This is a genomic window from Aliidiomarina sp. B3213 (assembly GCF_003290085.1).
Classification (GTDB): domain Bacteria; phylum Pseudomonadota; class Gammaproteobacteria; order Enterobacterales; family Alteromonadaceae; genus Aliidiomarina.
Window position 1 is genome coordinate 328,857 of the sequence record NZ_QMKJ01000001.1, and the last position, 20,145, is coordinate 349,001.

Below are 20,145 nucleotides of genomic sequence, written 5' to 3' on the forward strand. Positions count from 1 at the left end.
AGCCATGGTGCAAGTTAGAGAACTGCACGTCGATAAATTACTAGATAAAAACGTCGATTGGCTCGCCTCGATAGAAGACAAGTCTGTAAGAGAAGACCTAGCAAAGCTCGACAGCGTACTTTCCCCTTACGCCAATAAAAATACCTCGCTCACATTTAAAGCAAGAGAGATGGTGGTTATTCTTGCTGAACTCAATTTAGAGCGCCAAGGTTTGTTAGCGGCCCTTTGTGTCCCTTATTACGACCAAGGTGTTATCACCGAAGAGCAGTTATTGAAGCTCTGTCCATCCGATGTAGCTAAACTAGCAAGCACCGTGCACCAAATGCAGAGCATTTCCGAGTTACAGCATTTTAGACGCGGTAAGCCTAGCGACACTCAGATTGATGTTGTTCGCCGCATGCTGTTGGCGATGGTGGAAGATGTACGCGCAGTACTTATTAAACTCGCAGAACGTATTTGTCAGCTTCGCGTAGTTAAAAATGCGGACGAAGAAGAACGGGTGCTTACCGCAAAAGAATGTAGCGAAATTTATGCTCCGTTAGCTAACCGCTTAGGAATAGGTCAGCTTAAATGGGAACTGGAAGATTTAGCGTTCCGTTTTTTGCACCCTGACGTATATAAGCAAATTGCCAAACAACTCGATGAAAAGCGAACACAACGAGAAACCTATATCACTCAGTTTGTTGACGACCTACAAGAGGCGTTAAAAAAACACGATGTAGATGCTCAGGTATATGGTCGCCCTAAGCATATCTTTAGTATTTACAAGAAAATGCAGAAGAAGAAGCTCGAGTTTGACGAATTATTCGACATTCGTGCAGTTCGTATCATAACCAACAGTTTAAAAGATTGTTACGCTGCATTAGGTGTGGTGCATACCAAGTGGCGTCACCTAGCGAGTGAATTTGACGACTACGTAGCAACACCTAAAGCGAATGGGTATCAGTCGATTCACACCGTAGTTGTTGGTCCTGAACAGAAAGTAGTTGAGATTCAAATTCGTAGCCACGAAATGCATGACGATGCGGAGTTAGGTGTAGCCGCGCATTGGATGTATAAGGAAGGTCAGGTAACCGGTAAAGCTCATGGCTATGAAGAGAAAATAGCATGGCTGCGTAAGCTTCTCGCTTGGCATGAAGATATGGCTGAGAACGAAGAGTTAGTACAAGAAATTCGCAGCCAAGTGTTTGAAGACCGGGTTTATGTATTCACGCCAAAAGGCGACGTCATTGACATGCCAGCGGGATCAACGCCGCTCGACTTTGCTTATTATATCCATAGCCAAGTAGGACACCGCTGCATTGGGGCAAAAGTAGATGGCAGAATTGTGCCTTTTACGTACCAACTACAAAATGCTGAAAGAGTTGAGATTCTAACTCAAAAGGAGCCTCAGCCTAAGCGTGACTGGATGAACCCTGCATTAGGTTATCTAGCTTCTAGCCGCGCGAGAAGTAAAGTTCATACCTACTTCAAAAAACACGATAGAGAACAATATCTTGCCCAGGGGCGAGAGTTATTAGAGCAAGCATTAGCGAAACACAACAAAACCCTATCCGATGTCAATGAGGCTGTAGCCCGTTTTAATATGACAACGCTTGACGATTTACTCGTAGCCGTAGGGGCGGGCGACGTTCGACTTTATCAAGTTGTGAACTTCTTAACCCAAGACCCAGAAGATGAAGAAGAGGCTCTTAATAAGCTTACGCAGAAAAAGCGTGCACCGAGTAAAAAGAAATCGAAAGAAGGTGTTCAAGTCGCGGGTATTGGTAACTTAATGATGAACTTTGCGAAGTGTTGCCAACCCTTGCCTGGGGAGCCTATAGAGGGCTTTATTACGCAAGGGCGCGGTGTTTCGGTGCATCGCAAAGATTGTGAGCAGCTCATGCAGTTGCTCGATAAGCACCCTGGTCGAGGTATTGACGTTGAATGGGTAGGTAAAAGCCATCAATCGTTCTCTGTTGCTTTGAATATTCAAGCGCTGGATCGCCCAGGTTTATTGCATGACATCACCAGCATCTTAAGTCACGAAAAACTTAATGTAGACAGTGTTTCAACGGACCATAACGATGACGGACAGGTGTTTGTCACCCTAATGATTTCAGTTCGACATCAAGACGATGTACAGCGTTTGATCGGAAAAATCCAACAGGTATCACATGTCCTCAAAGTTCAACGCCAAACACACTGAGTTTCAGGCTCATAAAAATATAGCGGAAGACGCTAGCGTACGCGGTATTGACCGTTTAAAGGCGGTGATGTCTTGTTTACGCACGCCTGATTTAGGGTGTCCATGGGATACGCAACAGTCTATGCAATCTCTTATCCCTTACACCATCGAGGAAGCTTATGAGGTTGCAGCAGCTATTGCTGAAGGCGACGAAAATGATATTCAGGGAGAGCTCGGTGACTTGTTATTCCAAGTGATTTTCTATGCCCAAATTACACAAGAAAAGAACTGGTATAACTTTGACGACATTGCGGCAAGAGCTGCAGACAAATTAATTTACCGTCATCCGCATGTGTTTTCTCAGAGTTCCTCTTTGGAGAGCAAAGCAACCACAGTTGATGAAATTAAAGGGCAGTGGGAAGCTTTGAAGCGGCAAGAGCGCGCCAATAAGGAACAAGACGCCAGTGTATTTGCGGATATTCCTAACAATCTTCCTGCTATGTTAAGGGCACTGAAAATACAAAAGCGATGCGCTTCAGTAGGCTTTGACTGGGATAGCACAGAACCGGTGATGGGGAAAATTCTAGAGGAAGTTGAAGAAGTTCGTGAAGTCGTTGAGCAAACCGAGTCGTTTGAAAATCACGAACGTCTGCAAGAAGAGTTAGGTGACCTGCTGTTTGCGGTAGTTAATTTGACTCGTCATCTTAAAGTTAACCCTGAAACTGCTTTGCAACTGGCGAATCAGAAATTTATGAACCGCTTTCAATATGTCGAAAAAGCGGTGCGCAGGGAAGAGGGTGATATTTCTAAGTATTCTCTCGAGCAACTCGAAGAATTCTGGCAAGAAGCGAAACGAAAGCTGAAAAGCGACTGATAAAGATTGTTGCGAGCGCCTTGCTCGGGTATACTATTTTCCCGTCTTAAATTACTTTTCCGTTTTAACATTCACCCTGACGCAGCAGGTAATGCATGGCGACTAAATATATTTTTGTAACTGGCGGCGTGGTTTCATCGCTAGGGAAAGGTATTGCGGCGGCTTCCCTCGCTTCAATTCTTGAAGCACGTGGTTTAAAAGTCACCATTTTGAAACTAGATCCTTACATTAACGTAGACCCAGGCACCATGAGTCCTATTCAGCACGGTGAAGTGTTTGTCACCGAAGATGGTGCTGAGACAGACTTGGACCTAGGACACTACGAGCGTTTCATTCGAACGCGCATGACCAAGAAAAACAACTTCACGACTGGTCGTGTTTACGAGGACATTATTAAACGCGAACGACGTGGCGAATTCTTGGGTGCGACCATTCAGGTTATTCCTCATATCACTAATGAAATTAAGCGCAGAATTATTGAAGGGTCGGAAGGCTCTGACGTAGCTTTGATTGAAATTGGTGGCACTGTTGGTGATATTGAATCACAACCTTTCCTAGAAGCTATTCGTCAGCTTGCGACTGAAATAGGTCGTGAACGCACGTTATTTTTGCACTTAACCTTGGTACCTTTCTTAGGAGCTGCGGGTGAGGTTAAAACCAAGCCTACGCAACACTCCGTTAAAGAGTTGCGCTCGATTGGTATTCAGCCAGACATTCTTATTTGTCGTTCTGATCGCCAAATTCCAGCGAACGAACGTGCCAAAATTGCGTTATTTACAAACGTTCCAGAGCGCGCAGTAATCTCGCTGAAAGACGTAGATAGCATTTATAAAATTCCATCTATTCTGAAGTCGCAAGGCTTAGACGAATTAGTTGTTCAGCGCTTTGGTATTGATTGCGAAGAAGCAGACCTTACGGAGTGGGAAAAGGTTTTATACCTTGAATCAAATCCTAACGGTGAAGTAACCGTTGGTTTTGTGGGTAAATACATTGAACTTGCTGACGCCTATAAATCAGTGAATGAAGCGTTAGGGCATGCTGGTTTGCATAACCGCCTAACTGTGAATATTCGTTATATTGACGCACAAGACTTGGAGTCAAAAGGTACTGAGAAACTAGCAGACGTAGACGCTATTTTAGTACCCGGCGGCTTTGGACACCGAGGTGTGCAGGGTAAGCTTATTGCAGCGCAATATGCACGTGAGAACGGAATACCTTATTTAGGTATTTGTTTAGGTATGCAAGTGGCGCTTATCGAGTACGCACGAAATGTTGCGGGCATGAAAGGCGCGAATAGTACTGAGTTTGATGACAAGACTGCGTTCCCAGTAGTTGGCTTGATCACTGAGTGGATGGACGAGTCAGGCGTGAAAGAGCGTCGAGACGAATTGTCGGACTTAGGTGGAACTATGCGTTTGGGTGCTCAGCAATGTCACTTGGTGGAAGGTTCTCAAGCTGCTGAAATATACGGTAAGCCTTCGATTTATGAACGTCATCGCCACCGTTACGAAGTAAACAATAATTTCCGTGAGCAACTAGAGTCTCACGGCCTGAGATTCTCAGCATTGTCGGCAGATAAAGAACTCGTGGAAGGGTTGGAAATTCCTGATCATCCATGGTTTGTTGCCGTACAGTTCCACCCGGAATTCACGTCAACGCCGCGTGACGGACATCCATTGTTTTTAAGTTTTATTGAAGCTGCTGGCGAATACCAGAAGCGCAATCAAAAGTAAGATACCGAGGATTAAAATGAGCCAAATTAAAAAGATTGTTGGGCGCGAAATTATGGACTCGCGCGGAAATCCAACTGTTGAAGCTGATGTATGGTTAGAAGACGGTAGTTTTGGTCGCGCAGCTGCACCTAGTGGTGCGTCTACAGGAAGTCGTGAAGCATTAGAATTGCGCGACAAAGACGCAGGCCGCTATTTAGGCAAAGGTGTACTTCATGCGGTAGAGAATATTAATGGTGCCATAGCTTCTGCTTTAACGGGTTTAGACGCTATGAACCAACAAGCTATCGACGAAGTTATGTTGAAGCTTGACGGTACGGAAAACAAAGAAAAGCTGGGCGCTAATGCGATTTTAGCGGTGTCTTTAGCGGTGGCTAAAGCTGCAGCATCTTCTGCGGGTGTGCCTCTGTATCAGCATATTTCAGACTTAAACGGAACAGCCGGTAAGTTCAGTATGCCATTGCCTATGATGAACATTTTGAACGGTGGTGAGCATGCGGACAATAACGTGGATATTCAGGAGTTTATGATTCAACCGGTTGGTGCTTCGTCTTTCACTGAAGGCTTACGTGTAGGTGCTGAAATTTTCCATGCCTTAAAAGCAGTTTTAAGAAATCGTGGTTTAAGCACTGCGGTGGGTGACGAAGGTGGATTTGCGCCAAACTTATCTTCAAATGAAGAAGCACTAGCGGTTATTGCTGAAGCTGTAAGTAATGCAGGTTACCAATTAGGTGAAGACGTTACGTTAGCGCTTGATTGTGCTGCGTCTGAGTTTTACCGTGACGGTAAATACCACTTAAGTGGGGAAGGGAAGTCGTTCACCGCTGAAGAGTTTTCTGAATACTTAGCTGGTTTGTGTGCTCGTTATCCTATTGTTTCAATTGAAGACGGCTTAGACGAGAGTGATTGGGACGGATGGAAATACCTTACTGAGCGCCTTGGTAAAGACGTTCAATTAGTGGGTGATGACTTATTTGTAACCAATACCAAGATTTTAAAACGCGGTATTGACGAGAAGATAGGCAACTCTATTTTGATTAAATTTAATCAAATAGGCAGTTTAACGGAAACATTAGAAGCTATTCGCATGGCGCATGAAGCTGGTTTTACTGCGGTTATTTCACACCGTTCAGGTGAAACTGAGGATGCCACGATTGCTGACTTAGCGGTAGGTACAGCTGCAGGTCAAATTAAAACAGGTAGTTTGTGCCGCTCTGATCGCGTAGCGAAATATAACCAATTGCTGCGTATCGAGCAGGAATTAGAAAGCCCTGTGTATCGTGGTTTAGCTGAAGTGAGCGCAGCGAGTTAACTCCTTCGCGGATATTGATGCAAACGATGCAGACGGATATCTTTTCACAAACACAACACAGTGAGGTTTTTGCCGAGCTGTGTTGTGCGCTTTATGAGCGTGAGGTTACAACCCTAGGTTATAGCTCATTTGATCCGGCAAGAATAAAAAGTCGATTGAAAAGCTTACCGTTCTATATTCAAAAAGCTGCCTGGGGACTTATTTATAGCTCTAGCGAGTTGAAACTGGATATTCAAAACGCCAGCTGGCAGGCGAAGCAGTCGAATAAACCTCCTAAAAAAACCACTAGTTCAGCATTAGCGACTTGGATAGATAAGCATGTAGCGCCAGGTTTACCACTTCCTGTGTGGGTATCTCAAAACGACGTTGTTACTGTAAAGCTAGATTCCGTCGACCGTATAGACTATGAACAAAAGCGGTTCCATTTGAATCGTTGGGGGTGGTTCCACTTTAATGGCGAGCAGCTACAAGAGGAAGACGCTACCTGTACAGTATTAAAACCGACTAAGACTATTATGGGAGCAGCTGCTGCCGGTCATTGTTGGAATCATCAAGGTAAATTGCCACCTGTAGCTCTGTCTTTGCGAGAGCTGTTACTGAGTACGCTTCTAGACTGGCCGAACTTTCAAAGCGTCCGTCAGAACACAGGACCACTTGCAGGGCTTTTTTCTTGAGTTTAATAAGGTCATAATAAACTCAAATAATAAGAAAGGCATGTTGGAATGCGTATTCTCACGTTGGTTATGGTTCTCATTGTACTCGCCTTACAATATCGCGTTTGGTTTGGCGAGTATGGTGCGCGTGATATTCGTGAGCTTAAACAAGAGGTTTTAAGGCAACAAGAGGCTAACGCAACGGTTGCTCAGCGGAACCAACTTATGTACGCCGATATTGAAGACCTAAGGAATGCACACGAAGCGGTTGAAGAACGTGCTCGCAACGAGCTCGGTTTAATTCGTGAGAATGAAACATTTTTCCGTATGATTCCCCGTGAACACGAAACTACCGAAGAGAGTGAATCACCATTGTGAGTGTTGTTGCTGTAGTTCCTGCTGCTGGAGTTGGCTCGCGCATGGGTGCCGACCGACCGAAGCAGTACTTGCCACTTTTCGATACCACTATTCTTGAACATACGGTGAATCAACTTCTAGGTACTGAATGTATTGAGCGTGTTTATATTGCTATCAGTCAAAATGACCAATATTTTCATGAGCTTCAGTTCGACGATAAGACGAGAATAACGCGAGTTACCGGTGGTGAAACTAGAGCGGAATCGGTACTGAATGCGTTAGCGGCGGTAGCAGAAAAATATGAAACAAATACGCTGGTTGTAGTGCATGACGCAGCTCGTCCGGGTATTACGCCTCAGTTGATTTTAAAGGCTGTCCAGGTAGCCGAGCAAGATCCGCAGAACGGTACGGTTGTTTGTGTAAAGGCTACCGATACAATGAAAAGTGTATCGAATGGTTTAGTGAATAAAACATTAAATCGAGAACACATCTACCATGCGTTAACTCCACAGATATTTGAATTAAAAAGCCTGCAAGCTCATCTATGTAATGCATTAGAGAGTGGTGTTGCGGTGACTGATGAGTCTTCGGCAATGGAGTGGGCTGGGCTTACGCCTGCAGTTGTCGAGGGCAATGCGAGTTTGCGCAAAATAACGTGTAGAGAAGACTTAATTATGGTTCGAGCTCTGTTAGAGCAGGCCTCCGAAGACAAAGGTTAATGAAATGCGAATAGGTCAAGGCTTTGATGTTCACAAGTTTGGTGGTGAAGGACCGGTTACGCTGTTGGGTGTAAAAGTTCCTTCAGAGCAAGGCTTGCTAGCGCATTCAGATGGTGATGTTGGACTTCATGCACTTGCTGATGCCTTTTTGGGAGCTATAGGTGAAGGTGATATTGGTGTTTGGTTTCCTGATAACGACCCTCAATATAAAGGCGCAGATAGCAGTGTGTTATTGCAGGCTGTTTTTAAGCGGGTTTTAGACTTAGGTTATAACGTAGGAAATTTGGACGTTACTTTAATTTGTGAAGCCCCAAAGGTTAACCCATACCGAGAAGCAATGAAGAATCGTATTGCTGAGATCCTAGGTATTTCTACGAGCCTGGTCAATGTGAAAGCAACGACCACTGAAAAGCTCGGATTTACCGGCAGAAAAGAGGGTATTGCAGCAATGGCTACCGTACTTTTGGTTGGACAAAGTTAATGGATTGGAGTTACGAAACACAAAAGCCAGAAGTGACCGGAACACTTCGTGATACGCCACAGGACTTCCAAGTGGTAGAGGTTTTAGGTTTTGAACCCGAGGCTAACGAACGAGGGCAACACTTTTGGCTAGACGTTGAGAAAATCGATAACAACACCGACTACGTGGCGAGAGCGCTAGCTAAGTTTGCGGAGGTTCCTCCTAGTTCCGTAAGTTACTCTGGCCTAAAAGATAGAAATGCTGTCACACGCCAATGGTTTTCAGTTGAACTTAACGCATTAAGTGAAGTGGACTGGGCGCAATTTGAATTAGACAATACGCGTGTATTGCAAGTTGTTCAGTCGACGAGAAAGCTACGCCGAGGTACACACAAGTTTAATCGGTTTGTGATACGTGTGAAAAACCTGCAAGGCAATGTGAAGCAGCTAGAGCAGCGCTTAGTCCATATACAAAACGATGGCGTTCCTAATTATTTTGGAGAGCAACGGTTTGGGCGAGATCAGCATAATTTAGCGATAGCTGAATCTATATTTTCAGGTAAAAAGGTCAAAAATAGACAAGCGAGAAGTATGGCGCTTTCTGCGGCCCGTTCTTGGATTTTTAATCACTACGTTAGTAAACGTCTAAAACAATATGGTGCAAGCCATATTTTAAAAGGCGATGTTATGCAGCTCTCAGGCTCCAACTCGGTGTTTGCAAGTTCAGAAGATGATAACTTAGATGAGCTGACAGAGAGGTTAGCTGCGGGAGATGTACGTATTACTGGGCCGTTAGTTGGGCGGGGTAAAGAACTTGTTTCTAGCGACGCGAAAGTCTTTGAAGATTCGGTTGTCGAACAGTTTAGAGATTGGCAGGATAACCTTATTAAAATTGGTTTAGAAGCCTCAAGACGACCGATTTGGTTGAAGCCTGAAGCATTTGAATGGGAGCTTTCTGAAAATGAACTCGTCCTATCATTTACTTTAGAAACAGGCGCTTTTGCGACCGCAGTAATTCGTGAATTGGTAGACGTTCAAGGTTAAGCATGAAAATTCTTTTAAGCAATGATGATGGTGTTAGAGCTCCGGGCTTAAAAGCCTTGAATGAAGCTTTATGTGACATAGCAGAGGTGAGAGTTATCGCGCCTGACCGTAACTGTAGCGGAGCCAGTAACTCGTTAACTCTACATAGTCCCTTGCGTGTTGAGAAACTTGAGAACGGTTTTTATTCTGTAAACGGTACACCAACAGACTGCGTTCACATTGGTACTAACTCTCCGCTAAGCGACACACCTGATTTAGTTGTATCGGGTATTAATGATGCTCCAAACATGGGCGATGACGTTATTTATTCTGGCACGGTTGCGGCAGCGACAGAGGGGCGTCACATGGGGTTTCCGGCTATTGCGGTCTCGATGGGAAGTTACGGCCATGAACATTATGAAACTGCAGCCCGTGTTGTAGCAGATTTAGTTAAAAGGCTTCAAGGTGAGCCGCTCTCTGCTGACTTTGTATTGAATGTGAATGTTCCTAATGTTCCATACGACAGTTTGAAAGGCTTACGGTTAACGAGATTGGGTAGCCGACACAAAGCTGAGGGTATGATTCATCAAAAGGATCCTCGGGGAAACGATATTTATTGGTATGGCCCAGTTGGGCATAAGCGAGACGATGGCCCAGGTACTGATTTTGCAGCAGTGCATGAGGGCTATGTTTCGGTTACACCTATTACTGTAGACATGACAGCACATAGAGATTGGGAATTAATGGAGAAGTGGCTTAACAATTATGCTTAAGAATTTTCAGGGACAGGCTCGTAAATTAGTTGAATTATTAAAAAGCCTAGATGTTAAAAATACGCAAGTTTTACAAGTGGTAGAGCGCACACCTCGCCATGCTTTTATGCCTGAGTCTCTGGCTCATAAAGCTTATGAGAATACAGCTTTACCTATTGGTAACGGGCAAACTATTTCACAACCTTTTATTGTTGCGAAAATGACAGCGCTGTTGTTAGATGCTGAGCGCCCGATGGAAAAGGTTCTTGAGATAGGCACGGGTTCTGGATATCAGACAGCTATTCTCGCTCAATTAGTAGATCGAGTTTTCTCAGTAGAGCGAATTAGCCCTTTGCAGTATCAAGCGAAACGTCGTTTAAAAGCCTTGGATCTTCACAACATTAATATGAAACATGGCGATGGATGGCTAGGTTGGAATAGCAAAGGACCATTTGACGGTATTTTGGTTACTGCTGCTGCATCTGAAGTACCTCAAGCATTGTTAGAGCAGCTTAGTGAAGACGGTGGACGAATGGTTATTCCTGTGGGTGAAGATGTGCAGGAGTTACGTGTTATTGAACGCCAAGGTGACGAATACAAAATACAAGCGCTAGGCGAAGTGCGCTTCGTGCCATTAGTGCAAGGAAAGTTAACTTAGGAAGGGAAACGTACCTCATGAGAACAATACAATCGCTGAAGATAGTTGCTTATGGGGTGGGTTCTTTCCTGTTGTTGTCTTGTGCGTCTCCACATACGCCAGCACCAGTAGAGCAAGTTTACCGCGGTGCGACTTACCACGACTATCAACAAGCCTCATGGAGTGCGGACACCTACGAAGTGAGACCGGGTGATACACTGTATTCTATTGCCTTTCGTGCCAATATGGATATGCGAGAGATTACCCGTATAAACCAACTACAAGAGCCATTCACTATATATCCGGGACAAGTATTGCAGCTTCGTGGAGGCTCGAATTCTCCTTCAGTTCCAAACTCTACAAGAAGTACAGTTAGTCAAAATAGTAATAATAACTCAGACATTTCCCAACGAAATGATCTAACCGAGCCAGTTGCCACCGCTAGCCAAGCGGAGTATGGTGAAAATGTAACCACAGAAAAAGAACCAGAAATTCAGCCGATTACTGAAAGGGTTCAACGTCGAGAGCGACAAGTTCGAAATGCTGATCTGCGTTGGAGATGGCCTTCAACTGGCAATGTTTCTAGGCGCTTTTCAACGCAAGCCCCAGCGAACAATGGCATGGAATTTAGCGGTCAACGGGGAGATGCAGTGGTTGCTGCAGAAGCTGGCAAGGTCGTTTATACCGGAACTGCATTAAGAGGTTATGGTCGCTTAATCATAATGAAACATAACGATGATTATATAACAGCTTACGGCCACAATGACGAAATCCTAGTTGAGGAACAACAGTGGGTTGAGGCCGGCGAGCAAATAGCGACGATGGGTAGTAGCGGTAGAAGTGATGTTCGACTTAGGTTTGAAATGAGGTTTCGAGGCAATTCAGTTAACCCAGAGAACTATTTGCCACGCTCACGATAACACTAGGTTGAAACCTAGGAGGACGTATGGCTGGTACACAAGATGCTTCGAAAGCGTCGGAAGATAACTATGAAGAGCTGAACCAAGAGCAAGAAGTTCTCAACGAAGATGATGCTCGTAACGAGATTGACGAAGAACTAGAGGAAGCTCTAGCAAGCCAAAACAAATACCAGAAAAAACTCGATGCCACTCAAATGTACTTGGGTGAAATCGGTTTCTCACCTTTATTAACTGCCGAAGAAGAAGTTTACTTTGCACGCAAGGCTTTAAAAGGCTGCGTGAAGTCTCGTCAACGTATGATTGAGAGTAACTTACGTTTGGTAGTTAAAATTGCACGCCGTTATAACAATCGAGGTTTGGCCTTATTAGACCTAATCGAAGAGGGTAATCTCGGCTTAATTCGTGCGGTAGAAAAGTTTGACCCTGAGCGGGGCTTTCGTTTTTCAACCTATGCCACTTGGTGGATCCGTCAAACTATTGAACGGGCGATCATGAATCAAACTCGCACGATCAGGCTACCGATTCATGTTGTCAAAGAGTTGAACGTATACCTGCGCGCGGCTCGCGAACTTGCCCATAAACTCGATCACGAACCTACTGCTGAAGATATAGCACGTAGCCTGGAAAAGCCTGTTGCTGACGTAAACAAAATGCTGCGACTCAATGAACGCATCTCTTCTGTAGACACACCAATCGCTGGTGATAGCGAAAAAGGGCTGTTAGACATTATTGCTGATGAAAAGGCTGGTGGTCCCGAGTCGATTTTACAAGATGACGATATGCATGATCGTATCGTAGATTGGTTGGACGAACTGAACCCGAAACAAAAAGAAGTGTTGGCACGTCGTTTCGGATTAATTGGTTACGAACCGTCCACTCTAGAGGATGTCGGGCGAGAGATTGGGCTCACTCGTGAGAGAGTACGCCAAATTCAAGTGGAAGCCTTGCGCCGCCTTAAAGACATATTGCAGCAACAAGGCTTAAGCTTAGAAGCCATATTCTCTCTGAATTAAAGTTTCTCTTTTAACTCATATAGAAATGCTAGAGCTTGACGCGGACTCAAATCGTCCACGTTGAGTTCTTCTATTCGCTTAATTCGAGGATCTGGAGTATCTACTTGATCAAACAACGTGGGTTGCTCAACTGATTCCTTCGGACTTTCATTGTCTTTATTTTGTAATTCAAGTTGGTGAAGCTTCTTTCTTGCATGTTCAAGAACAGGCCCGGGTACACCCGCTAGTTTAGCCACTTGAATACCAAAGCTTTTGCTTGCTGCACCAGGTTCAACCTTGTGTTTAAACGCAATTGAATCGCCTTGTTCTACTGCGTCTAAATGTAGGTTGAGAACGCCATCGATATCTTTTGTGAGTTCCGTAAGCTCAAAGTAATGTGTCGCAAATAACGTATAAGAGCCTAACTTAGCTAACTGGTGTGCTGTGGCCCAGGCTAAAGAAAGTCCGTCATAGGTTGACGTACCACGGCCTATTTCGTCCATGAGAACTAAACTATTAGCCGTTGCGTGGTGCAAAATGTTGGCGGTTTCTGTCATCTCAACCATGAACGTTGAACGGCCAGAGGCTAATTCGTCTGCGGCACCGACACGCGTAAATATTTTGTCGATGGGGCCAATAAGAGCTGAGCTGGCAGGGATAAAGCAACCCATATGTGCCATTAAAACAATGAGCGCGGTTTGGCGCATAAATGTTGATTTACCCCCCATATTGGGCCCGGTGATAACTTGAAGCTTTCCGCTTTGTTTAAAAGACACGTCGTTAGGAATAAAAGGCTCATCCTGAGAGTTTTCCACAACGATATGGCGTCCTTCGTTAATTTCCAAAGTTGGGCCGTTAACGAATTTAGGGCGAGACAGGTTAAGCGACTCGCTACGCTCCGCAAAGTTGGCAAAGACGTCAAGGCGAGCAATTTGCTGTCCTATCTGTTGTAACACTACTAAGGGCTCTAATAAGCTTTCGATAAGCTGCATATATAAGCTTTTCTCTCTCGCTAGTGCTTGTGACTGACTGGCGAGTACTTTCTCTTCAAAGCTCTGCAACTCAGGAATAATATAACGCTCTACATTCTTTAACGTTTGTCGTCTTTGATACTCAGCAGGTACGAGTTCTGCGGCGGCCTTGCTGGTTTCAATGTAATAACCATGAACCTTGTTGTAGCCTATCTTGAGCTGCTGAATCCCGGTGCGCTCACGTTCTTGCTGCTCCAGCTGTTCAAGTTCGGCAACGCCACCTTGGGCTAACGCTCTTAACTCGTCTAGTTCTGTGTCGTATCCCTTAGCAATTACGCCACCATCACGAATAATGACGGGAGGGTTCTCGATAATCGCGCGTTTCAGAAGCTGGATGACTTCATCTATTTCAGGCGGATTATCTACGAGCGGGTGTATATCCGCATCGCTAAAGTGTTGTCTTAATATAGCTACTTCTTTCAGGCTGTCTCGAAGTCTTGAAAGGTCTCGCGGTCTCGCCGTGCCTAGCGCTATTCGGGCTAATATACGCTCTATATCGCCAACTCTGGATAGTGACTCACGAAGTTCTACGTAGACTGAGTTGGTTAAGCAATTTGTAATAGCGTCCAGTCTGCTTTCTATTTGAGGTATACGGCGTAAAGGTTTATGTAACCATTCGTGAAGTAGACGACTTCCCATTGCCGTTTGTGTGCGGTTAAGAACTGAGAGCAAAGTATGTGACTGCCCGCCTGAAAGGTTTTGTGTAAGCTCTAAGTTTTTACGAGTAGCTTTATCTAAAGCGATATAGTCGTCTTCATGTTCTGGAAGTAGGGCTGTTAAATGGGGCAACGCGCTGCGCTGTGTCTCTTTCACGTATTGCAAGATACAACCGGCAGCGGGTAAACCACGGTGTTCTGACGGTATACCAAACCCTAATAGGTCTTTGACATTAAATTGGCGACACAATGCTTGTGTTGCACTGTCTGCATCAAAGTCCCAGACGGGGCGTTTACGTAAACCTGAATGCGTAGCAATAGCAGGTAATAAAGACTCGCCTTCAGGGTAAAGTATTTCTGCTGGCTGTAAACGTTCAATTTCACTCAGCAACTGATGTTCAGCTTCTATTTCATAGACCTTAAACTGTGCCGTGCTTATTTCGATACTGGCTAAAGAGTAGCCATTTTGTAGCTTAGTTAGCGCAATTAAGGTGTTGCTTTGTGATGCGTTCAGAAACGACTCATCACTGACGGTTCCAGGCGTCAGTACACGCACAACTTTTCGTTCTACTGGGCCTTTAGAGGTTGCCGGATCGCCTATTTGCTCACAAATTGCAATGGACTGTCCCATGCGTATAAGACGGGCTAAATAATTGTCGACCGCGTGATAAGGAACGCCCGCCATAGGAATTGGTGTACCTGCAGACTTACCGCGGTGAGTGAGTGAAATGTCGAGTAGCTCTGCTGCTTTTACGGCGTCTTGATAAAAAAGTTCGTAAAAGTCACCCATTCGGTAAAAAAGTAAAATATCCTGATGCTCAGCTTTAATTTTAAGGTATTGGCGCATCATAGGGGTGTGAGATGATAAATCTGCAGACGTCATGTTTATCGTTTCTTATCGTTTTATTTTATGTTGTAGTGATCACGTTTTAGTGATGATGTCATGTTCGCCATAAGAAGCAAACACAAGGCCTAAACAATCTTAACACAGGAGTGATTGAGGATGGCTACAAGCGATAAAATAAGAGTAGCGCAAATCGCTGAGCAGCTACTCCATAAAAAATGGCGATTTGGAACGGCTGAGTCGTGCACTGGTGGTATGATCGCAGGAATTTGCACGAGCTTGCCTGGAAGTTCGCGTTGGTTTGAGGGCGGGATTGTTAGTTACAGTAACGCCATGAAAGAAAACTTACTGAACGTGAAGCGTGAAACTCTAGAAGAATTTGGTGCCGTTTCAGAGCAGTGTGTTGCTGAAATGGCACGAGGAACACAATTTTCGTTGAACTGTGAAGTTACCCTGAGTGTATCAGGTATTGCGGGTCCAGAAGGAGGTAGTGCCCAAAAGCCTGTTGGCACAGTGTGCTTTGGGTGGGCATTAAAAGATCAGTTATTTCAAGAAACGAAACAGTTTTCGGGTAACCGGGAAGCTATTCGCGAGCAAGCCGCAACGTATGCATTAGCAAAGCTTGCTAGCTTGTTACAACACCATGGTTAATTACTGTATAAAACATCAGTTCGCTTTTTTTAGATAAATTAAAAACAATAATAAACAAGGCGTTAGAATAATATCTCATGAATATCTCTGAACATGCTTGATACTGTATAGATAGACAGTATACTAAGAGCCATTCACGAATAAGAAATTGGAGCCACAGCATGAACGACAATAAGCAAAAGGCATTAACAGCTGCGTTAGGTCAAATTGAACGTCAATTTGGTAAAGGCGCAATTATGAAGTTGGGTGACAACCGTGCGATGGATATTGAGTCTGTATCCACAGGTTCATTAAGTTTGGACATAGCACTTGGAATTGGTGGTTTACCTTGTGGTCGTGTTGTTGAAATCTACGGCCCAGAATCAAGTGGTAAAACAACGCTTACTTTGCAAGTTATCGCTGAAGCACAGCGTAAAGGTAAAACTTGTGCTTTCGTTGATGCCGAACATGCTTTGGATCCTGTTTATGCTGAACGACTAGGCGTAAATGTTGACGAATTGCTTGTGTCACAACCAGACACTGGCGAACAAGCGCTTGAAATTTGCGATATGTTGGTACGCTCTGGGGCTGTAGATGTCATCATTGTGGACTCTGTGGCGGCTCTAACACCTAAAGCTGAAATTGAAGGTGAAATGGGTGATAGTCATGTTGGCTTGCAAGCCCGACTTATGTCTCAGGCGTTACGTAAACTAACTGCGAACATTAAAAAGTCGAATACAATGTGTATTTTCATCAACCAAATTCGTATGAAAATTGGTGTGATGTTTGGTAGCCCTGAAACTACAACGGGTGGTAATGCATTAAAATTCTATTCGTCAGTACGTTTAGATATTCGTCGCATTGGCTCTTTGAAAGAGGGCGATGAAGTTGTAGGTAACGAAACTCGAGTTAAAGTCGTTAAGAATAAAGTAGCTCCGCCATTTAAAGAAGCGTTGTTCCAGATCATGTACGGAGCAGGTATTTCTAAAGAGGGTGAGTTAATTGATTTAGGCGTGAAGCATAAGTTAATTGAGAAAGCGGGTGCTTGGTATTCTTATAAAGGCGATAAGATCGGTCAAGGTAAGGCTAACTCTATGAAATTCCTTGCTGAGAATGTAGATATTTCGCAAGAAATTGAGAAAAAGCTTCGCGATATGTTGCTGTTGAAACCTACTGAGTCTGAAGACGAAGTACTTGATGCAGAAGTTCCTCCAGCCGAGTAATCAAAGCCTGCAGGAATACATATCAATAATGAATGAGGGTCAGTTGCATAACTGACCCTCATTTTTTTAATATCTGTGAGTTTGTGCCTAATCTGGGTTATGATTTCTACTATGAGAAGAATGACACAGAGGGTAATGCATGAAATCTCGTTTTCTGAGTCTGGTTTTTGTATTTGGAGTAGTTGCTTGTACACCTGTTTCAGAGCAGGAGCAACAGCAACAACAGGCCGAAACGTCGACAACGCTACACCGAATATTTGATGACTATTTCGCAGCGAATTTAGAACTCAATCCGTTAGAAGCTACTTCAATTGGTATTGACACTTACGACTCAGAATTAGGCAATCCATATACAGCTGAATACAGAGAGCGTTCTGCACTATTAGAAGAGGAGTTTCTCATTGCGCTTAATATGGTCGAGCGCGAATTATTAAATGAAGAAGACCAGCTAAGTTACGACATCTTTAAGTACAATCGTGAGATGTCGTTGGCGCGATTAGAGCATCCGACACATTTAATTCCATTGAATCAAATGTACAACGTGACAAACCAGTATGCTCAACTTGGTGCTGGAGGTTCTTTCCAACCATTCCAAGACGAAGAAGATTACCGCCATTGGCTGAGCCGCATGCAACAAATACCCAATGTATTTGATCAGTTAATAGAAAACATGAATACCGGCATTGAGCAACAGATTGTACAGCCACGTGTTTTGACTGAACGAGTTATAGCTCAAGTTTCTGCGCATTTGGTTGATACAGTGCAGGAGAGCTTGTTCTACCGTCCATTGAATGATTTTCCGGAGAATATTTCACCTGATCTCCAGGTCGAGCTTTCGGTCGCGTATGAGCAAGTGATTACCGATGAGGTACTGCCTGCGTACCAAAAATTACACGACTACCTTGTGGAGACATATTTACCTGCTTCAAGAACTGATAGCTATGGCCTAAGCGCGCTACCTGGCGGGGAAGAGTGGTATGCATTTGAGGTTTCACGACAAACAACAACTGCATTAACGCCAAGTGAAATTCATAATATTGGCTTGAATGAAGTGAGCCGTATTCATGACGAAATACGTGCGATTATGTCTGAAGTTGGTTTTGAAGGTACTTTAGAAGAGTTTTTCGTTTTCACGCGTGACGATCCTCAATTTCATTATGAGTCACCAGAGGCAATGCTGGCAGACTACCGAGCCTTTGCCGCGCTTATTGAAGAGCGTGCTCACCTTATTTTTGACCCAGAGTTACTTCCCAATGCAGGTTATGAAATACGCAGAGTAGAAGCTTTTCGAGAGCAATCTGCTAGCTCTGGTAGCTATTCAGTTCCCTCGGAGGATGGTTCTCGCCCGGGGATATTCTATTTGAATACCTATGGTCTTGAAGCCCGACCTACATGGGCAAAAGGTGCACTTACGTTGCATGAGGCTATTCCGGGGCATCATTATCAACTTGCGTTACAACGTGAATTAACAGAATTGCCTCGTTTTAGGCGGTTTAGTATTGCCGTAGCTTATGCAGAGGGGTGGGGGCTCTATTCTGAAACACTAGGGGACGAGTTAGGTATTTATGGACCGTATGACAGTTACGGGCAGCTTATCGCAGAACTGTGGCGTTCTATACGTTTGGTTGTGGATACAGGAATACATCAATTTGGCTGGTCTAGACAAGAAGTGTTGGACTATATGTACGCTAACGCGCCTGTAGCCGAAGCTCGTGCTGTTTCAGAAGCCGAACGATTTATGGCTCTGCCAGGTCAGGCAACAGCCTATAAAATTGGGCAGTTAAAAATAGCTGAGTTAAGAGCTTTGGCGGAAGAGGAACTGGGAGAGAGTTTTTCCCTTAGAGACTTTCACTATGAAGTGCTAAGAAATGGTTCATTACCACTTGCGATTTTAGAGCAGCAAATAATACGCTGGATAGCGGAGGAAAAGTCTTAATCTGCGTTAGACAGTGCATTAGCCCAATTTAAAGCATTAAGATAAAAGCTGGGTAGTTCGTCTTCAGAAACGTGGAGTCGTTCTGCAACGGTTTTTACTTTGGCCCAATTTGCTTTTTCATAGAAACAAACCAAGCCTAAACAGAATGCCAAAGGCCCTTTTTTATCGAGAAGGGCTGTTCTTATTTCTGTGCCAAGCTCAATTCTAGACATAATAGTTTGCAGCGGTTCGTCTAATAAAGCTTCTAACAAAGAAAACATACCTGTAAGGAATGCTTTCTCTGGATCAATTTGAACCTTACATGCAACGGCTATTTGCTCGCACATGTGTGCGCGCACAATTGATAAGCGAACGAGCTCTGAAGGCTTACTCTCCCCAAGCTGTGCAGCTGCAATAACCGCTGTAAATTTCTTTATTTGTTGCTCGCCTAGGTAGACTATCGCTTGACGCAAGGACTCTATAGGCTTGGAAATACCGTGAACGGGGGCGTTTACATAACGAAGCAGTTTGTAGGTTATACCCACGTCGCGAGACATTAATTGATTAATTGAGTCGAAATCAAGTTCCGGTTGGGCGCATGCTTGCAAAAGCTGGGTGTAAATGAGCTGGTTGGGTGTTAATGAGCGTTTTTGAACTATTTCTGGCCTGGCAAAAAAGTAGCCTTGGAAATATTCAAAACCGTCTTTCATACAGGTTTCAAACTCTTTTTGAGTCTCAACCTTCTCGGCCAATAATTTAAAGTTTGATGTTTTGGCTAATGCTAGTAGGTCTTCAATTTGGCGCCGGCTACTCGCCATTAAGTCGACTTTAATAATGTCGATAAACTGGAGTATTGAGTCCCACTCAGGGTTAAAATCGTAATCATCCAGCGCAACTTTGTAGCCCCGTGACTTTAAGCTCTTAATTGCTTCAAAGACTTCCTGGCTAGGGGTAACGGTTTCTAAGACTTCGACAACGACGTGTTGATTGGGGAGAAACCCCGGAAGGTCTTGTAAAATTCCATTCTCAGAAAAGTTAATAAACGCTAAATGTTGGTCTGTAATTTCATTGACGCTATGTTGAAGTTGACTGTTTTCTATTAAGCTAGCCGTTGCTACTTCTGCTGATATATCCGGAAAAGCGTTGTCTGTTCCATTACGGAACAATAACTCGTACGCAAATAACGCTTTGTTTCTGTCTAGGATTGGTTGGCGCGCAATGTAAAAAAACATAGAAGTTTGGGTTTAATAT

Annotated in this window: 18 protein-coding genes; 16 read left to right on the plus strand and 2 right to left on the minus strand. The window is 44.2% G+C overall.

Going from position 1 to position 20,145, the window contains the following annotated elements; translation table 11 throughout:
* Positions 1 to 4: 4 nt before the first annotated feature.
* The 13 genes from relA (at position 5) to rpoS (ending at position 12,616) form a co-directional block, all read left to right on the plus strand.
* Positions 5 to 2,188 (plus strand): GTP diphosphokinase, encoded by a 2,184-nt coding sequence (relA, locus tag DQX04_RS01600; RefSeq protein WP_111914052.1) that lies wholly within the window; start codon positions 5 to 7, stop codon positions 2,186 to 2,188.
* Positions 2,157 to 3,041 (plus strand): nucleoside triphosphate pyrophosphohydrolase, encoded by an 885-nt coding sequence (gene mazG / locus DQX04_RS01605; RefSeq protein WP_111914053.1) that lies wholly within the window; start codon positions 2,157 to 2,159, stop codon positions 3,039 to 3,041. Before relA ends, mazG begins: the two co-directional genes overlap by 32 nt.
* A gap of 95 nt (positions 3,042 to 3,136) precedes the next feature.
* Entirely contained in the window at positions 3,137 to 4,774 is a 1,638-nt protein-coding gene (locus tag DQX04_RS01610; RefSeq protein WP_111914054.1) for a CTP synthase, read from the plus strand.
* A gap of 16 nt (positions 4,775 to 4,790) precedes the next feature.
* Entirely contained in the window at positions 4,791 to 6,083 is a 1,293-nt protein-coding gene (eno, locus tag DQX04_RS01615) for a phosphopyruvate hydratase (protein ID WP_111914055.1), read from the plus strand.
* 26 nt (positions 6,084 to 6,109) lie between these two features.
* Positions 6,110 to 6,757 carry a hypothetical protein gene (locus tag DQX04_RS01620; RefSeq protein ID WP_126266324.1) on the plus strand — a complete coding sequence of 216 codons (648 nt, stop codon included), beginning with the start codon at positions 6,110 to 6,112 and terminating at the stop codon, positions 6,755 to 6,757.
* A gap of 48 nt (positions 6,758 to 6,805) precedes the next feature.
* The gene (gene ftsB / locus DQX04_RS01625) at positions 6,806 to 7,114 is read left to right on the plus strand and encodes a cell division protein FtsB (protein WP_111914057.1); all 309 of its coding nucleotides are present in this window, start codon (positions 6,806 to 6,808) and stop codon (positions 7,112 to 7,114) included.
* A complete protein-coding gene (ispD, locus tag DQX04_RS01630; protein WP_111914058.1) occupies positions 7,111 to 7,812 on the plus strand; it encodes a 2-C-methyl-D-erythritol 4-phosphate cytidylyltransferase in 702 nt (233 codons plus the stop codon). Before ftsB ends, ispD begins: the two co-directional genes overlap by 4 nt.
* 4 nt (positions 7,813 to 7,816) lie before the next feature.
* Positions 7,817 to 8,293, plus strand: a complete 477-nt coding sequence (gene ispF, locus DQX04_RS01635) for a 2-C-methyl-D-erythritol 2,4-cyclodiphosphate synthase (RefSeq protein WP_111914059.1) — start codon at positions 7,817 to 7,819, stop codon at positions 8,291 to 8,293.
* On the plus strand, positions 8,293 to 9,315 hold the full coding sequence (gene truD / locus DQX04_RS01640) for a tRNA pseudouridine(13) synthase TruD (protein WP_111914060.1): 1,023 nt from the start codon (positions 8,293 to 8,295) through the stop codon (positions 9,313 to 9,315). Before ispF ends, truD begins: the two co-directional genes overlap by 1 nt.
* Before the next feature lie 2 nt (positions 9,316 to 9,317).
* The gene (surE, locus tag DQX04_RS01645; RefSeq protein WP_111914061.1) at positions 9,318 to 10,067 is read left to right on the plus strand and encodes a 5'/3'-nucleotidase SurE; all 750 of its coding nucleotides are present in this window, start codon (positions 9,318 to 9,320) and stop codon (positions 10,065 to 10,067) included.
* The gene (locus DQX04_RS01650) at positions 10,060 to 10,704 is read left to right on the plus strand and encodes a protein-L-isoaspartate(D-aspartate) O-methyltransferase (RefSeq protein ID WP_111914062.1); all 645 of its coding nucleotides are present in this window, start codon (positions 10,060 to 10,062) and stop codon (positions 10,702 to 10,704) included. The genes surE and DQX04_RS01650 overlap by 8 nt, the downstream gene beginning before the upstream one ends.
* Before the next feature lie 17 nt (positions 10,705 to 10,721).
* Entirely contained in the window at positions 10,722 to 11,603 is an 882-nt protein-coding gene (locus DQX04_RS01655) for a peptidoglycan DD-metalloendopeptidase family protein (RefSeq protein WP_111914063.1), read from the plus strand.
* 26 nt (positions 11,604 to 11,629) lie between these two features.
* Positions 11,630 to 12,616: an RNA polymerase sigma factor RpoS gene (rpoS, locus tag DQX04_RS01660; protein ID WP_111914064.1), complete on the plus strand. Its 987-nt coding sequence runs from the start codon at positions 11,630 to 11,632 to the stop codon at positions 12,614 to 12,616.
* Here the strand turns inward: rpoS and mutS are convergent.
* A complete protein-coding gene (gene mutS / locus DQX04_RS01665) occupies positions 12,613 to 15,165 on the minus strand; it encodes a DNA mismatch repair protein MutS (protein ID WP_165831916.1) in 2,553 nt (850 codons plus the stop codon). The two genes, rpoS and mutS, sit on opposite strands and share 4 nt — an antisense overlap.
* 120 nt (positions 15,166 to 15,285) lie before the next feature.
* Here mutS and DQX04_RS01670 point away from each other — a divergent pair, with 120 nt between their 5' ends.
* The 3 genes from DQX04_RS01670 (at position 15,286) to DQX04_RS01680 (ending at position 18,915) form a co-directional block, all read left to right on the plus strand.
* Positions 15,286 to 15,777: a CinA family protein gene (locus DQX04_RS01670; RefSeq protein ID WP_111914065.1), complete on the plus strand. Its 492-nt coding sequence runs from the start codon at positions 15,286 to 15,288 to the stop codon at positions 15,775 to 15,777.
* Positions 15,778 to 15,938: 161 nt separating this feature from the next.
* The gene (gene recA, locus DQX04_RS01675; RefSeq protein ID WP_111914066.1) at positions 15,939 to 16,979 is read left to right on the plus strand and encodes a recombinase RecA; all 1,041 of its coding nucleotides are present in this window, start codon (positions 15,939 to 15,941) and stop codon (positions 16,977 to 16,979) included.
* Positions 16,980 to 17,118: 139 nt separating this feature from the next.
* Positions 17,119 to 18,915 carry a DUF885 family protein gene (locus DQX04_RS01680; protein WP_111914067.1) on the plus strand — a complete coding sequence of 599 codons (1,797 nt, stop codon included), beginning with the start codon at positions 17,119 to 17,121 and terminating at the stop codon, positions 18,913 to 18,915.
* Here DQX04_RS01680 and DQX04_RS01685 read toward each other — a convergent pair.
* The gene (locus tag DQX04_RS01685; protein WP_111914068.1) at positions 18,912 to 20,126 is read right to left on the minus strand and encodes an EAL and HDOD domain-containing protein; all 1,215 of its coding nucleotides are present in this window, start codon (positions 20,124 to 20,126) and stop codon (positions 18,912 to 18,914) included. The two genes, DQX04_RS01680 and DQX04_RS01685, sit on opposite strands and share 4 nt — an antisense overlap.
* Positions 20,127 to 20,145: the final 19 nt, after the last annotated feature.

Excerpts from the sequence above, each read along its gene's own strand:
- relA (WP_111914052.1), top strand. The coding sequence starts at position 5 with ATGGTGCAAGTTAGAGAACTGCACGTCGATAAATTACTAGATAAAAAC.
- mazG (WP_111914053.1), top strand. The coding sequence starts at position 2,157 with ATGTCCTCAAAGTTCAACGCCAAACACACTGAGTTTCAGGCTCATAAA.
- DQX04_RS01610 (WP_111914054.1), top strand. The coding sequence starts at position 3,137 with ATGGCGACTAAATATATTTTTGTAACTGGCGGCGTGGTTTCATCGCTA.
- eno (WP_111914055.1), top strand. The coding sequence starts at position 4,791 with ATGAGCCAAATTAAAAAGATTGTTGGGCGCGAAATTATGGACTCGCGC.
- DQX04_RS01620 (WP_126266324.1), top strand. The coding sequence starts at position 6,110 with ATGCAGACGGATATCTTTTCACAAACACAACACAGTGAGGTTTTTGCC.
- ftsB (WP_111914057.1), top strand. The coding sequence starts at position 6,806 with ATGCGTATTCTCACGTTGGTTATGGTTCTCATTGTACTCGCCTTACAA.
- ispF (WP_111914059.1), top strand. The coding sequence starts at position 7,817 with ATGCGAATAGGTCAAGGCTTTGATGTTCACAAGTTTGGTGGTGAAGGA.
- truD (WP_111914060.1), top strand. The coding sequence starts at position 8,293 with ATGGATTGGAGTTACGAAACACAAAAGCCAGAAGTGACCGGAACACTT.
- surE (WP_111914061.1), top strand. The coding sequence starts at position 9,318 with ATGAAAATTCTTTTAAGCAATGATGATGGTGTTAGAGCTCCGGGCTTA.
- DQX04_RS01650 (WP_111914062.1), top strand. The coding sequence starts at position 10,060 with ATGCTTAAGAATTTTCAGGGACAGGCTCGTAAATTAGTTGAATTATTA.
- DQX04_RS01655 (WP_111914063.1), top strand. The coding sequence starts at position 10,722 with ATGAGAACAATACAATCGCTGAAGATAGTTGCTTATGGGGTGGGTTCT.
- rpoS (WP_111914064.1), top strand. The coding sequence starts at position 11,630 with ATGGCTGGTACACAAGATGCTTCGAAAGCGTCGGAAGATAACTATGAA.
- mutS (WP_165831916.1), bottom strand. The coding sequence starts at position 15,165 with ATGACGTCTGCAGATTTATCATCTCACACCCCTATGATGCGCCAATAC.
- DQX04_RS01670 (WP_111914065.1), top strand. The coding sequence starts at position 15,286 with ATGGCTACAAGCGATAAAATAAGAGTAGCGCAAATCGCTGAGCAGCTA.
- recA (WP_111914066.1), top strand. The coding sequence starts at position 15,939 with ATGAACGACAATAAGCAAAAGGCATTAACAGCTGCGTTAGGTCAAATT.
- DQX04_RS01680 (WP_111914067.1), top strand. The coding sequence starts at position 17,119 with ATGAAATCTCGTTTTCTGAGTCTGGTTTTTGTATTTGGAGTAGTTGCT.
- DQX04_RS01685 (WP_111914068.1), bottom strand. The coding sequence starts at position 20,126 with ATGTTTTTTTACATTGCGCGCCAACCAATCCTAGACAGAAACAAAGCG.